This is a genomic window from Bradyrhizobium sp. USDA 4541 (genome assembly GCF_024171085.1).
GTDB classification, from domain to species: Bacteria; Pseudomonadota; Alphaproteobacteria; order Rhizobiales; family Xanthobacteraceae; genus Bradyrhizobium; species Bradyrhizobium australafricanum.
On the sequence record NZ_JALJZF010000001.1, the window covers coordinates 1,144,009 to 1,156,591 of the forward strand.

Annotated in this window: 15 protein-coding genes and 1 pseudogene; 3 read left to right on the forward strand and 13 right to left on the reverse strand. The window is 64.6% G+C overall.

The genetic code is table 11. The features are described 5' to 3' along the window. Position 1 precedes the first annotated feature (1 nt). Entirely contained in the window at positions 2-523 is a 522-nt protein-coding gene (locus tag J2R80_RS05390) for a DUF1697 domain-containing protein (RefSeq protein WP_253638143.1), read from the forward strand. Positions 524-662: 139 nt separating this feature from the next. On the opposite strand, the gene J2R80_RS05395 is transcribed toward J2R80_RS05390, so the two are convergent. The 13 genes and pseudogenes from J2R80_RS05395 to J2R80_RS05455 form a co-directional block, all read right to left on the reverse strand. Continuing rightward, positions 663-1,886, reverse strand: a complete 1,224-nt coding sequence (locus tag J2R80_RS05395; protein WP_057015354.1) for a threonine ammonia-lyase — start codon at positions 1,884-1,886, stop codon at positions 663-665. 316 nt (positions 1,887-2,202) lie between these two features. Then, a complete protein-coding gene (locus tag J2R80_RS05400; protein ID WP_307720376.1) occupies positions 2,203-2,358 on the reverse strand; it encodes a response regulator in 156 nt (51 codons plus the stop codon). A gap of 54 nt (positions 2,359-2,412) precedes the next feature. Continuing rightward, on the reverse strand, positions 2,413-2,736 hold the full coding sequence (locus J2R80_RS05405; protein WP_225646649.1) for an aminoacyl-tRNA deacylase: 324 nt from the start codon (positions 2,734-2,736) through the stop codon (positions 2,413-2,415). A gap of 211 nt (positions 2,737-2,947) precedes the next feature. Next, on the reverse strand, positions 2,948-4,471 hold the full coding sequence (gene bchE, locus J2R80_RS05410) for a magnesium-protoporphyrin IX monomethyl ester anaerobic oxidative cyclase (protein ID WP_253638144.1): 1,524 nt from the start codon (positions 4,469-4,471) through the stop codon (positions 2,948-2,950). 113 nt (positions 4,472-4,584) lie between these two features. Continuing rightward, a complete protein-coding gene (locus tag J2R80_RS05415; protein WP_057015350.1) occupies positions 4,585-5,325 on the reverse strand; it encodes a di-trans,poly-cis-decaprenylcistransferase in 741 nt (246 codons plus the stop codon). Positions 5,326-5,354: 29 nt separating this feature from the next. Beyond that, entirely contained in the window at positions 5,355-5,777 is a 423-nt protein-coding gene (locus J2R80_RS05420; RefSeq protein WP_057015410.1) for a transcriptional regulator, read from the reverse strand. Next, positions 5,764-6,381 carry a hypothetical protein gene (locus J2R80_RS05425; protein WP_057015349.1) on the reverse strand — a complete coding sequence of 206 codons (618 nt, stop codon included), beginning with the start codon at positions 6,379-6,381 and terminating at the stop codon, positions 5,764-5,766. The genes J2R80_RS05420 and J2R80_RS05425 overlap by 14 nt, the downstream gene beginning before the upstream one ends. A gap of 128 nt (positions 6,382-6,509) precedes the next feature. After that, entirely contained in the window at positions 6,510-6,866 is a 357-nt protein-coding gene (locus J2R80_RS05430; RefSeq protein ID WP_028335567.1) for a DUF1428 domain-containing protein, read from the reverse strand. Between the two features lie 144 nt (positions 6,867-7,010). Further along, positions 7,011-7,748 carry a thioredoxin family protein gene (locus J2R80_RS05435; protein ID WP_253588320.1) on the reverse strand — a complete coding sequence of 246 codons (738 nt, stop codon included), beginning with the start codon at positions 7,746-7,748 and terminating at the stop codon, positions 7,011-7,013. Positions 7,749-7,766: 18 nt separating this feature from the next. Beyond that, a pseudogene (locus tag J2R80_RS05440) lies at positions 7,767-8,129 on the reverse strand (SRPBCC domain-containing protein); the annotation flags it as partial. Further along, on the reverse strand, positions 8,114-8,569 hold the full coding sequence (locus J2R80_RS05445; protein ID WP_225162100.1) for a helix-turn-helix transcriptional regulator: 456 nt from the start codon (positions 8,567-8,569) through the stop codon (positions 8,114-8,116). The pseudogene J2R80_RS05440 and the gene J2R80_RS05445, both read right to left, overlap by 16 nt. 130 nt (positions 8,570-8,699) lie before the next feature. Further along, positions 8,700-8,987, reverse strand: a complete 288-nt coding sequence (locus J2R80_RS05450; RefSeq protein ID WP_076824556.1) for a DUF3551 domain-containing protein — start codon at positions 8,985-8,987, stop codon at positions 8,700-8,702. 171 nt (positions 8,988-9,158) lie between these two features. Then, on the reverse strand, positions 9,159-10,130 hold the full coding sequence (locus J2R80_RS05455) for a tripartite tricarboxylate transporter substrate binding protein (protein WP_016843619.1): 972 nt from the start codon (positions 10,128-10,130) through the stop codon (positions 9,159-9,161). A gap of 204 nt (positions 10,131-10,334) precedes the next feature. Between J2R80_RS05455 and J2R80_RS05460 the strand changes: the two genes are divergently transcribed. Next, positions 10,335-10,754 (forward strand): VOC family protein, encoded by a 420-nt coding sequence (locus J2R80_RS05460; RefSeq protein ID WP_057015344.1) that lies wholly within the window; start codon positions 10,335-10,337, stop codon positions 10,752-10,754. A gap of 209 nt (positions 10,755-10,963) precedes the next feature. Then, the gene (locus J2R80_RS05465) at positions 10,964-12,544 is read left to right on the forward strand and encodes an AMP-binding protein (protein WP_253638145.1); all 1,581 of its coding nucleotides are present in this window, start codon (positions 10,964-10,966) and stop codon (positions 12,542-12,544) included. The last annotated feature ends 39 nt before the right edge of the window (positions 12,545-12,583 follow it).

The window sequence follows — 12,583 nt, forward strand, 5'->3', positions numbered from 1 at the left end:
GATGCCGCGTTATGTCGCCCTGCTGCGCGCGGTCAATGTCGGCGGCACCGGCAAGCTACCGATGACCGAGTTGAAGGCAATGTGCGGCGATGAGGGATTTGCCGACGCGCAGACCTATATCGCCAGCGGCAATGTCGTGTTCTCCTCGAAGCTCGGCGCGGCCAAGGTCAAGGCGACGCTGGAGCGGCGGCTGCAGGCCTATGCCGGCAAGCCGGTCGGCGTCGCCGTCCGCAGCGCGGACGAGATCGCCGCGGTGCTGAAGGCCAATCCGTTTCCGAAAGCGCCGCCGAACTATACTGTCGCGATCTTCCTCGACGAGCCGCCGCCCAAGGACGCCTTGAAGGACATCAAGGGCCAGCAGGACGAAGAGGTGCGGCTCGGCAAGCGCGAGATCTATGTCGCCTATGGCAGCGGCATGGGCCGCTCGAAGCTGAAGATCCCCGCCGCCGCCAAGGGCACCGCGCGCAACATCAACACCATCGCGAAGCTCGCCGAGCTGGCGGCGGGGGACAACGAGGGTTAGTTCGCCCATTGAAATCCGTCATCCTGAGGAGCGCGCACTTGCGCGCGTCTCGAAGGATGCACGGCCCGGCTGGTGGCCGATTCATCCTTCGAGGCTCGCTCCGCTCGCGCCTCAGGATGACGGTCAAGCAGTCTGACAGCTAACTCTCCCGCACCGCGAATCCTTCGGCGCTGAGCCTTGCCAACACCTCCTCCAGATGGGCGCGGTCGCGGGTTTCGATCACGAGCTCGAGCAGCGTCGCCTTCGCCGGAAGATCGGAGAAGGTGCGCTGATGCGAGACCTCGATGATGTTGGCGCCGGCATCGGCAAGCAGGATCGACACCGCCGCGAGCTGTCCGGGCCGGTCGACGATGTCGAGCGCCAGTTGCGTCAGTCGTCCCTCGCGCGCGAGCTCGCGGGTCAGGACCGAGGCAATCAGCCTGGTGTCGATATTGCCGCCGGTCAGCACCAGGCCGACTGAGCTGCCCGCAAAGCGCTCGGGAGCTGCGAGCACCGCCGCGAGACCGGCGGCGCCGGCGCCTTCGACCACCGTCTTTTCGATCGAGATCAGGGTCGCGACCGCGCGCTCGATCTGGTCCTCGCTGACCAGGATGATGTCGTCAACGAGCTCGCGCACGATTTTCGTGGTGATCTGCCCGGGCGCCTTGACCGCAATGCCCTCGGCGAGGGTGTCGCCGCGCATCGGCAGCTGCTCGCCTTTGACCGCATTGTACATTGACGGATAGAGCTGGGCCTGCACGCCGACGACCTGGATCGACGGCTTCAGTGCCTTCGCGGCCGTGGCGATGCCCGAGATCAGCCCGCCGCCGCCGATCGGTACCACCAGGATATCGAGCTCCGGCACCGTCGCGAGCATTTCCAGTCCGATCGTGCCTTGCCCTGCAATGATCAGCGGATCGTCATAGGGATGGATCAGGATCAGGCCCTTCTGCGCAGCATGCGAGCCAACGAACGCGAAGCATTCTTCCAGCGTCTGCCCGGTGATGATGACCTCGGCGCCGTGCCGCCTGGTGTTCTCGATCTTCACCATTGGCGTGCCGATCGGCATCACGATGGTGGCGGGGATGCCGAGCCGCTTGGCGTGATAGGCCACGCCCTGGGCGTGATTGCCGGCCGACATCGCGATCACGCCGCGCTTCCGTTCCGCGGGCGAAAGCGCCTGCAGACGATTCAGCGCGCCGCGCTCCTTGAAGGTCGCTGTGAATTGCAGGTTCTCGAATTTGAGGAACAGGCGGCAGCCGCAGATCTCGCCCAGCGTGCGGCTCTCGTTGCAGGCCGTGACCATGACCGCATCCCGGATCACATCCGCGGCACGGCGTATGTCGGCAAGGGTGATGGCGGCGGTGTCGGAAGGCTGCGGCATCGGGTTTCGCTTTGGTCCGTTTCGTCGGACGGAACCTAGCGGGTTTCGGCGCCGAACACGACCGCGTTAGCGTGCGGCTAACACCCGTTCCTCCGCCCTCGCCGGCCCGGCCGGCTGAACTTCATCGCATTTCGGGCATACCAGCGCGGTGCGGAAATGCTTGTCGAGCACAATGGTTCGCGTCCTGCCGCACTGGCAGCGCATCGGCTTATCCATGGAAAACCGGCCCGGGTTCGAGATGCAAGGAGAGTGTGCGCCTGGCTACCCCGGTCCGGTTAACCCGATATGACTTGCCGCCGGATAATTTGTCGCGCGGCTAAAAGAGACCGGCGCTGAGATCGAGGCCGTAGCCTGCCCTGAGCGCCGCGACGAGCAGGACCGCCAAGGCGAACAGCAGGAGATGCCGGGCGATGCTGCTCCGAAGCGAATTGGCCGGAAACGCGCGTGCGATCGATTGAGCCAAAGCAGTCATTTGCGACCTCCGGAGCCACGTCCCGAAGGTAGGTCGCGGGCAGCGCAGTGAGGTTCAATGCGGCTCGCGGATCGGCCGGCGGCGCGCCAATGTGCTCTGTTCGGGATCACTCGGTGCCCGCACCCGATTCTTGAAGCGGTGACCGACCACGATCAGCCTGCCCTCGGCGCGGATTACGGTATCGGCCGATGGCGCGGACGGCAGATTGTCTTGCGTGACCGCTTCCAGTGCACGCAGGAACTCGCGACCGGCCGATGTGATCTCCCAGCCTTCGACGTCACGGAGCACATAGCCATGGCTAAAGATGTCGAGTTCGGGGACCCGCGACGCCAGACGTTTGATCCGCGCATGCCAATCGTCGCCGCTCGATGAGAGCACGGCGAGATCGTGCTTAAGTGAATTGATTGTGGCTTTGCCGCGGACGTGACTGGCCAATATTTTTAAGATCGCAACCTGTATGCTCAACTCGACGCCTCGACCGCCACGGTTCTTTTTGTTCTGCGCAGCCGACCTGGAAATTATCGCGCTGATGACTGAGGCGTCCAGTCATCAGCGCCAGATATCCAGAACCCGACAAGACGGTATCGACTTACGCCGCGCGTGATGTGCCGACGCGGCGCTCGGGCCGGTGCGACGACATCGATTCCTCCTCCATATCCTGCGGCGCGCCCCAAAATTCCTGCACGGTGGGCCCGTTCTTCAGCCTCTTGTCGCGCAGGAAGCCGAGGATTTCGTGCGGCCAGACCCGGCGGCCCATCTGCGTGTACCAGCGCATCGCGTGACGAAGTCCGGCGTCGCGGTGGAGCAGCACGCGGAGCAGCGCCTTCGGGCGGCACTGCAGCACCATCTCGGTGAACTTGAACCAGAGCAGCACGCGCCATGGCGGCATGTGCCGGGTCGCCAGCACCTGATGCTTGTAGTCCCAGAGCCTGCGATCGGTCTGGATGACGCGCCGCTCCGCCGCGAGACGGAAATACGGCGTCCAGCGATGCGGCGTGACGTAGAGCATCTGGATCTGGTCGGGATCATAGGACAACAGCTGCCTGAGACCACGCCAATGATCGCGATCGGTCTCCTCCTCGAAGCCGACCACCCACGTCGCCATCGACAGGATGCCGTGCTGGCGCATCAAACGGATGGCTTCGCGATCGATCGTGGTGGTCGCGCCCTTGCGGATCAGCTCCAGCGTCTTCTCGTCGGTGTTCTCCATGCCGAGCAGGAAGCGCTGCCAGCCCGCCTTCCTGTAGAGATGCAGGATATCGGCGTCGCGCACGATGTCGTCGGCGCGGGTCGAGCCGACCAGGATCAGATCGACATCCTCCGCGATCAGGGCCTCGAGAAAGGCCCGCCACGCCTTCTTCGAGACGGTCGGATTCTCGTCGGCGAAATTGATCACCTTGACGCCGTGCTCGCGATGGAGCCGCGCCAGCTCCTTCGCAAAGCGCACGGGATCGCGGCGCCGCCACCGCGTCCAGAAGCCGCGCTGGCCGCAGTAATTGCAGAGATGCGGACAGCCGCGCGAGAATTGCACGACGACGGCACGCAGCCCGCCCCAATAGCTGTAGCGCGCGTGATCGATCAATTCCCAGCCGACGCGATAGGCATCGAGGTCACGGATGACAGGCGCAGGCGGCGTCACGCGCGGCCCGTAATCGTCACGGAATGCGATGCCGTTGATGATACGGAGATCCTCGCCGGCCTCCAGCGCTCGCATCAGACGCCGCGCCGTCTCTTCGCCCTCGCCGCGCACGATCGCGGTGATGTAGCGCTCCTCGCGCAGGATGTCGCGCCAGTGATAGGTCGGAAACACGCCGCCATAGACGATCCGCACACCGGGCACGGCCTTGACGATCGCCTGCGCCACCTCGGCGATGACAGGATGGCCCGTCGAGCCGGAATGGCCGAACAGCACCGCATCCGGTGCAAATCTCGATGCCTCCGCCACGATGGCTTGGACCGGCATCGGCCCGAACTCAGCATCGATAAGACCAACGTCGTGGCCGTCATCGATCAGCGGCCCGCCGATCGACAGCAGGCCGAGTGGCGGCAGATGGTCGTCGGGGATCCGGCTGCCGATCGCCGGATGCGGCACGTTGATGAGAAGAATGCGCATGGATGATCGCTCCCGCTTTGGTTGGCGTGATCGTTCGTCCCCGCATCTTGTGAGAGAGAGCCCAACCCCCCGGCCGGGCTTTAGGAATAGAGCAGTTGGCGCGGCTTGACGCGTTAGAGGTTCGGCACCTCCGCCGGCGCGATCGCGGTCAGTCCGCCGAAGCGGCGCTCGCGGCGATGGAAGGAGCCGAGTGCGTCGGCGAGATCGTCGGCATCGAATTCGGGCCACATCCGCTCGGTGAAATGCAGCTCGGCATAAGCGCCCTCCCAGAGCAGGAAGTCCGACAGCCGCTTCTCGCCCGAGGTGCGGATGATCAGGTCGACGTCGCGCAGCCCGGCCTCGCCGGTAATGAGATCGGAGAACGTCTCGCGGCTGAGCTCGCCGGCGCCGGCCGCGCGCGCGGCGGCGTTCAGGATGGCGTCGCGCGCCGAATAATCGATCGCGATGCGCAGATGCAGCGTGGTGCCGCCGGCGGTCTCGGCCTCGGCGCGCGTGATCGCGGCGGCGATGCCGTCGGGCAGCCGGTCGCGGCGGCCGATCACGGTGAGGCGAACGCCGTTGCGCACCAGCGCAGCGATCTCGTTGGCGAGATAGAAGCGCAGCAGCCCCATCAGTGCCGCGACCTCGGCCTTCGGACGGCGCCAATTATCGCTCGAGAAGGCGTAGAGCGTCAGCGTGCCGACGCCCTGGTCCGGCGCGGCCTCGACGATGCGGCGGATCGCCTCGACGCCGGCCTCGTGTCCGCGCAGCCGTGACAGGCCGCGCCGCGTTGCCCAGCGGCCATTGCCATCCATGATGATGCCGACATGGAGCCTGAAGGCGGCTTCCGGCTTGAGCGCGACGTTACTTTGCATCACAAAGTCTCCGGACAAAATGAGATGGTTCAAACCGGCTGGATACCGAGGCGGCCAGCTGCGCGGTCGTCCTTGCCGGCGGCCTTTTCTGCCGTGCCGGCGGCCCTCTCGGCCGTGCCGGCGGCCTTGGCCGCGTCACGCACCAGCTGCTCGAGCACGGCGAGATAGTCGAGGAAGCGGCGACGACCGCTCTTGGTCAGGCGGCAGGTGGTGTGCGGACGATTGCCTTCATAGCCCTTGATGACGTCGACGAGACCGGCCTCCTGCAGCACCTGGAGGTGCCGGCTGAGGTTGCCGTCGGTCAGGCCGCAGAGCTGCTTGAGATCGGCAAAGGCGAGCCCCTTCGGATGCGCCATCAGCGAGGTCAGCAGGCCGAGCCGCGCCTTCTCGTGGATGACGCGGTCGAGGCCGTCATAGGCGAACGGCGCGGTGGTCAGGTCAGTCTTCGGCATCATGGCCTCCGGAAGCGAAATAGAGCAGCGCTGCGAGCAGCAACTGGCCGATCGCGAATGGCAGTCCCATGGTCCAGGGCGACAGCGCGTGGCTCTGGCTTGCGATCAAGAGCACCGTGAAGCCCGACAGGAAATACCAGGCGCCGCCGAGCGCGATCGTGCGCGGCAGCAGGCGGACCGAAGCGAACACGCCAAGGCTGACCAGCACCTGCCACAGGCCGGGCAGCATCCACAACGTCTCGGGCGCGAACTTCCATTGCAGGATCGCGAGCAGCACGCCGGCGATCGCCGCGGGAACGAACTGCTCGATCGCCTGCTGGACCATCGCGTCCGCAAGGCCGGAATGATGCCGCCGCGAGCGCGCCTGCATCTCGATCCAGATCAGCACGGCGGAGACCAACGCGGCCGCCGCCCAGCCTGCGAGGAACGCGATCGGATGAGCGGTGGGATCGGCGAGCCAGAGATATTGCGCAAGCGCCGTGACCAGCGCGATGCCGCTGGTGGCGGCGACGGTTGCCGGACCGTAGCCGCGGAACGCCGTTCCGGCCGCAATCTGGCTGCGGATGGCGAGGATATCGGCCAACGCCTTGTCGAGGTCACGCATGATTCGCCCGAACTTTGTATTGCAAAGTATACGGGATCACCAAGTAAACGCAAGCGGCATCGCGCGGCTTGCCGAGCGTGATGTTTAACAGCTGGTTACTGCGCGGATTGCGGCGAAACCGTGCCGCGTCAGACCTTCACCAGGCTGGCGAAGCCGCCATAGATCATCCGCTTGCCGTCGAACGGCACGTCACCCATGCTCATCGATGCCAGGCGCGGATCGGCCATCACCTTGGCGTTGATCCGGTCGCGCTGGGCGCGCGACTTGTAGGTGATCCAGGCAAACACGACGGTTTCGCCGGCCTTCAGTTTCACGCTCTGCGGAAATGAGGTCAGCTTGCCTGGCTTGACGTCGTCGGCGACCCATTCGCGATAATCCAGTGCGCCATACTCGCGCCAGACCTTGCCGGCCTTCTTCGAGAGTTGCGCATAGGCTTTGAGTTTCTTCTTCGGCACGGCGACGATGAATCCATCGACGTAAGGCATTGGGCGGTTTCCTGCTGTTTGGGCTCCCTGTCATTACGAGCGCCAGCGATGCAATCCATCTCTCCAAACGCTGAAGATGGATTGCTTCGTCGCTTCCGCGCAAAATTGCTCCGCAATTTTGTCGAGAGCCCCTCGCAATGACGATCAGGAGTGACAGCAGGATGCCTGAACCGGCGCCGGTTGGTACTGGTCACGTAGCCGCACCCAATCCATCGGATAGGGCAATCCTTCCTCGTGGCGGCCGAGCGGCGTCAGGTCGAGATAGTGATAGGCGGCATTCATCATGTCGAGGCCGCGCGCGAAGGTCGAGTAAGTGTGGAACACGCTCCCTGTCTCATCGCGGAAGAACACGCTGATGCCGGGCAGTTCGGGACCATAGAGCGGCGTCGTTCCATAATTGTATTTCGCGTCCTCCGCATCGATCTGCCCTTGCGTGAACGACACGCCGTAATCGTAGTTGAAGTCGCTCTCTCCCGAGGAGACCCAATCGAAGGTCCAGCCCATCCGCGCCTTGAATGCGTCGAGCTTGACGAGCGGCGCCCGCGAAATCGCGATCATCGTGGTGTCGCGTGCGGCGAGATGCGGAACCATGCGCTCGAAACCGTCGGCCCAGAACGAGCAGTTCTTGCACGCCGCGTCCCACTCCGGCGCGAACATCACATGCTGCACCACGAGTTGCGGCCTGCCCTTGAAGAGATCGCCGAGCGTCATTTTGCCGCCCGGCCCGTCGAACACATAGTCCTTGTCGACCTTGACCCAGGGCAGTTCGCGGCGCTGCCGGCTGAGCGCTTCGCGGGCCTGGGTCAGTTCCTTCTCACCGGCCATCAGCGCCTTGCGGGCTGCGATCCATTCTTCACGCGAGACGATCATGTGCTGTTGCATGGGATGCTCCTTTGCAGGTCAGGCGTCGACGAAGCTTTCCAGATTGCCGAGGAATGCGGTCCAGCCGCGCTGGTGGTTGTCGCGGGCGGTCTCATCGACGAACTGCGCGTGATGGAAGGTGAGCAACGTACCGCCGGCATCGGGCTTGATCGATATCGTTACCTCGGATTCGCGTTCGGGCGTCGAATGCCAGGCCCAGCTGAACACCAGCTTCTCGTTCGGCACCACCTCACGATAGACGCCGCCGACCTCGTGATATTCGCCGTTGGTGCCGATGAATCCGATGCGATAGCGTCCGCCGACGCGGACATCGAGCTCCGCACGCGTCGTGGCCGGCTTGACCCCACCCGGTCCGAACCACTGCGCTAGATTTTCCGGCTCGGTCCACGCGGCGTAGACTTTTTCCGGCCGCGCGCGGAGGCGCCGCGTGAGGGTGAGGCTTGGGCGCGCGGCGAGGCCGGCGTCGGCGGCGACTGCGGATTGGTTTGCCATGGTTCTTCCTCCACAAAGGCGGCAAGGCGATCGAGATTGTCGGACCAGAATTGCGCATAGCGATTGAGCCAGTTCATCGCCTGCTCCATCGGCCGTGCGGTGAGCCGGCACGCCACCGTGCGGCCGGTCTTTTCGCGCGCGACGAGACCCGCATCGGTGAGCACGTCGAGATGCTTCATGATCGCCGGCAGCGACATCGCGAATGGCTGCGCCAGCTCGCTCACCGACAGGCTTTCCTGGTCGCCGAGCCGCGCCAGCAGCGCGCGACGGGTGGGATCGGAAAGCGCCGCAAAGGTGCGGTCCAGCGTCTCATCCTGATACTTCACCATGTGGTTTAGTATAGGCGCAAACGGCGTGACGTCAAGTGCGCGGCTTCACGATCACGTCAGCATGGACCCGACGCGAGGGACGAACGTCAGGAACAGTGGCGACAGACTGCCTTGCGGTGATGCCGCAACGCTAGTCGGGATAAACGGTCCGGTGCCGACGCTGATAGCGGCCCGGTGGTGGCGGCGGCGGTTCGCTGAACAGGAAGCGCGGATTCTCGCCGCAATAGAGATAGCGGCCGGACACGCTCGCGAGGCATTGCTGGTAGGTCCGGTAAGCGCATTCGCCGGGATAACCCAGGCTCGGGCCCTGCGCGCACCATGGGTAGTCATAAGGATCGGCGGAAGCGGGCGTGATACTCGCCGCGCCTGCGAGCGTCATCGTTCCCAGAACAAGCATTGCCAATCCCGATGCGCGCATGATCCGGCTCCTCGGACGCCGCAGTTAGCCAGGTGCGGCATCTTTGATAAGGTTCCTGAAGGTCATTTTATTCCGCGTCAAGGCCGACGAAACCGGCTTCGGCCAGGGACCGGCTGTACCACGCGGGCCACGTTTGTCCCGCGCGATCCAGCATCGCGCCTCTTGCGAGGCCTACTCGACCTTGAGGCCGGCGAACTCGACCACCTTCTTCCACTTGTCGGTTTCGGCCTTGATGTCGTTACCGAAGGCTTCCGGCGTCTGGATCAGCGGATCGCCGCCGAGCTCGACCAGGCGCTTCTTCATGTCGGGTTCGGCGAGCACGGCGTTGATCTCGGTGTTGAGCTTGGCGATAACTTCCTTCGGCATGTTCTTCGGCGCGCCCATGCCGAACAGCGCGCTCGCCTCGTAGCCCTTTACGGTTTCGGCAACCGACGGAACATCGGGCAGTTGCGAGGATCGCTCCGTTGACGTCACAGCCAGCGCGCGCAGCGCGCCGGAGCGGATGTGCTGGATGATCGAGGGCATGTTGTCGAAGATCACCTGCACCTGGCCGCCGAGCATGTCGGTGATCGCGGGCGCGGCGCCGCGATACGGCACGTGCTGCATCTTGCAGCCGGTCATCGCCATGAACATCTCGCCGGAGAGATGCACCGAGGTGCCGTTGCCGGAAGAGGCCATGTTCACCTTGCCGGGATTGGCCTTCACATATTCGATGAACTCGGCGACGGTCTTGGCCGGCACGTCCTTGTTGACGGTCATCACGTTCGGCACGCGATTGAAGGAAGCAACCGGCGCGACGTCGCGCACGAAGTTGAACTTCAGATTGGCGTAAAGCGAGGCGTTGATGTAATTGGCCGGATTGACCAGCAGCACGGTGTAGCCGTCCGGCTCGGCATTGATCGCCGCCTCGGTGCCGATATTGTTGCCGGCGCCCGGCTTGTTCTCGATCACGAATTGCTGCCCGAGCCTCTCCGACAGCCGCTGCCCGACCAAGCGCGCGATGATGTCGGTGGCGCCGCCCGGCGGATAACCCACGATCCAGCGCACCGGCCGCGCCGGATAGTCGGCAGCGGAAGCGCGGCCGATCGCGAATGTCGAAATCCCCGACCCGATCAGGCCCAGCGCGGTACGGCGTGAAATCATGAAGTTTCTCCCAATCCAGCAGGGTTTGGCGCCCTGCCCGTTTCTGTTGCGTTGCGTGCGGCGCGGTTTTAACAAACAATGCCTGAAGCGACCAGTGCGACACGTGCGCCGCCGACCGCGACGAAAGACTAAGCTTCGGCTCTGATCGCACCAGAACCGGCGACCACATCGCTCGAAAGCACTCTGGACCGAAGAGGATCGATCATGTCCGTCAAGGTAAATGGCCTCGACCATCTCGTGATCAACGTCACCGATGTCGTGCGCTCGGTTGCCTGGTACAGCAGGATCCTCGGCATGGAGGTGAAAGTGTTCGACCCGGGCAAGGGCAAGACACCGCGCACCTCGCTGGTGTTCGGCAACCAGAAGATCAATGTGCGGCCGCGCGATGCCGACAAGGTGGACTGGTTCACCGCCGATCACGAGGCGGCCGGCAGCGACGATCTCTGCTTCCTCACTTCGAGCACGCCCGAGGAAGTGGTCGCACATCTGAAGGCCAATGGCGTCAGAATCGAGGAAGGCCCGGTGGCCAAGCAGGGCGCGCGCGGCACGCTGCGCTCGGTCTATTGCCGCGACCCCGACGGCAGCCTGATCGAGATCTCGTCGTACGAGAAGAACGCGACGTAGCTTTCGTTCGTCCTTGCGAACCGGCGCGGCGTGCGAAGGCGCGCCCGATAACGGATGCTGCGAATAAATCGATCTCTTCCGTGCGGCGGAACAGATTGCTTCAGCGCAAAACCGCTTTGCAAATCCCGATTTGCTCTCGGCGCACGCCGATGGCAGAACTGCTCCCAACCAAGACCAAGGGCGGCCGACAAGGCTGCGCGGGAGGACATATGGCCAACTCGAATCCAGCACCAGGCATCGTGGGACCGTTTGCGGGGCTCGACGTACCATGGCTGCTGCGGATGCGCGCCGAGGTGCGCCGCGACCATCCATTCCTGATCTGGGCGCCGTTCGACACGCCGGCACGGCGCTGGAGCTACGGCGAATTCCATGAGCGGGTCGGCGCGCTGGCTGCGGGCCTTGCGAAGCGCGGCATCCGGCAAGGCGACTACGTCCTGATCCATCTCGACAATTGCGTCGAGGCGATCATGTCGTGGTTCGCCTGCGTCGAACTCGGCGCCATCGCCGTCACCACCAACACCCGTTCCGCCGCCGCCGAGATCGAATATTTTGCCGGCCATTGCGGCGCGGTCGCCGCGATCACCCAGCCGGCCTATGCAGAACTGATCGCCGCCAACTGCAGGAGCCTGCGCTGGATCGCGGTGACCTCGCACGACGCCGGGCAAGCGCCGGCACAGTCGCCTGCGCGCGGCGACAGCTTCGACGCGCTGTTTGCCGACAGCGCCGACCGGCCGCGTCGCCCGACCGATCCGCTCGCCCCCTGCAGCGTGCAATATACCTCCGGCACCACGTCGCGGCCGAAGGCGGTGCTGTGGACCCACGCTAACGCGCTGTGGGGCGCCAAGATCAACGCCGCGCATCAGGACCTGCACGCCTTTGACGTGCACCAGACCTATCTGCCGCTGTTTCACACCAACGCGCTGGCCTATTCGATGCTGGCGAGCCTGTGGGTCGGGGGCACCTGCGTGATCCAGCCGCGCTTCTCGGCGAGCCGCTTCTGGCCGGTGGCGATCGAGCATGGCTCGACCTGGACCTCGACGATCCCGTTCTGCATGAAGGCGCTACTGGAGCACGAGGTGCCGAAGGATCACAGGTTCCGGCTCTGGGGCACCGCCGTGAACGAGCCGCCGGCGTTCAGCGTGTTCGGCATCAAGATCATCGGCTGGTGGGGCATGACGGAGACCATCACCCACGGCATCATCGGCGAGGTCGATCAGCCCAACACGCCGATGTCGATCGGCCGCGCCGCTCCCGAATACGAAATCCGCATCGTCAATGACGACGGCGCGCCGACCGGGGTCGGCGAGACCGGCAACCTCCTGATCAAGGGAATCCCCGGCCTGTCGCTGTTCGCCGAATATCTGCACAACGAAAAGGCCACGCGCGAGAGCTTCGACGAGCACGGCTATTTCATCACCGGCGACCGTGTCACGATGCTGGAGCGCGGCTACGTCAAGTTCGGCGACCGCTCCAAGGACATGCTGAAGGTCGGCGGCGAGAATGTCGCGGCCTCCGAGATCGAGCAGGTGATCGCGGTGGTGCCGGGCGTGCGCGAGGCCGCCGTGGTGGCGAAGAAGCATCCGATGCTGGACGAGGTGCCCGTCGTCTTCATCATCCCGCAAGCCGGCGTCGCCGCGTTGCCCGTCGACCTCCACGACAACATCATGGCCGCTTGCCGTGCAGGCCTCGCCGACTTCAAGCTGCCGCGCGAAATCCGCTTCGTCGAGGAGATGCCGCGCTCGACGCTGGAGAAGGTCGCGAAGGCGGAACTCAGGAAGATGCTGGAGTGAGGCGGACTTGATCGCGTCATTCCGGGGCGATGCGTTAGC

What these genes read in the sequence shown, in the direction of transcription:
- J2R80_RS05445 (WP_225162100.1), bottom strand. Translation starts at nt 8,569, where the DNA reads ATGGTGAAGTATCAGGATGAGACGCTGGACCGCACCTTTGCGGCGCTT.
- J2R80_RS05415 (WP_057015350.1), bottom strand. Translation starts at nt 5,325, where the DNA reads ATGCAAAGTAACGTCGCGCTCAAGCCGGAAGCCGCCTTCAGGCTCCAT.
- J2R80_RS05395 (WP_057015354.1), bottom strand. Translation starts at nt 1,886, where the DNA reads ATGCCGCAGCCTTCCGACACCGCCGCCATCACCCTTGCCGACATACGC.
- J2R80_RS05460 (WP_057015344.1), top strand. Translation starts at nt 10,335, where the DNA reads ATGTCCGTCAAGGTAAATGGCCTCGACCATCTCGTGATCAACGTCACC.
- J2R80_RS05450 (WP_076824556.1), bottom strand. Translation starts at nt 8,987, where the DNA reads ATGCGCGCATCGGGATTGGCAATGCTTGTTCTGGGAACGATGACGCTC.
- J2R80_RS05435 (WP_253588320.1), bottom strand. Translation starts at nt 7,748, where the DNA reads ATGCAACAGCACATGATCGTCTCGCGTGAAGAATGGATCGCAGCCCGC.
- bchE (WP_253638144.1), bottom strand. Translation starts at nt 4,471, where the DNA reads ATGCGCATTCTTCTCATCAACGTGCCGCATCCGGCGATCGGCAGCCGG.
- J2R80_RS05455 (WP_016843619.1), bottom strand. Translation starts at nt 10,130, where the DNA reads ATGATTTCACGCCGTACCGCGCTGGGCCTGATCGGGTCGGGGATTTCG.
- J2R80_RS05430 (WP_028335567.1), bottom strand. Translation starts at nt 6,866, where the DNA reads ATGCCTTACGTCGATGGATTCATCGTCGCCGTGCCGAAGAAGAAACTC.
- J2R80_RS05420 (WP_057015410.1), bottom strand. Translation starts at nt 5,777, where the DNA reads ATGCCGAAGACTGACCTGACCACCGCGCCGTTCGCCTATGACGGCCTC.
- J2R80_RS05390 (WP_253638143.1), top strand. Translation starts at nt 2, where the DNA reads ATGCCGCGTTATGTCGCCCTGCTGCGCGCGGTCAATGTCGGCGGCACC.
- J2R80_RS05465 (WP_253638145.1), top strand. Translation starts at nt 10,964, where the DNA reads ATGGCCAACTCGAATCCAGCACCAGGCATCGTGGGACCGTTTGCGGGG.
- J2R80_RS05425 (WP_057015349.1), bottom strand. Translation starts at nt 6,381, where the DNA reads ATGCGTGACCTCGACAAGGCGTTGGCCGATATCCTCGCCATCCGCAGC.
- J2R80_RS05400 (WP_307720376.1), bottom strand. Translation starts at nt 2,358, where the DNA reads ATGACTGCTTTGGCTCAATCGATCGCACGCGCGTTTCCGGCCAATTCG.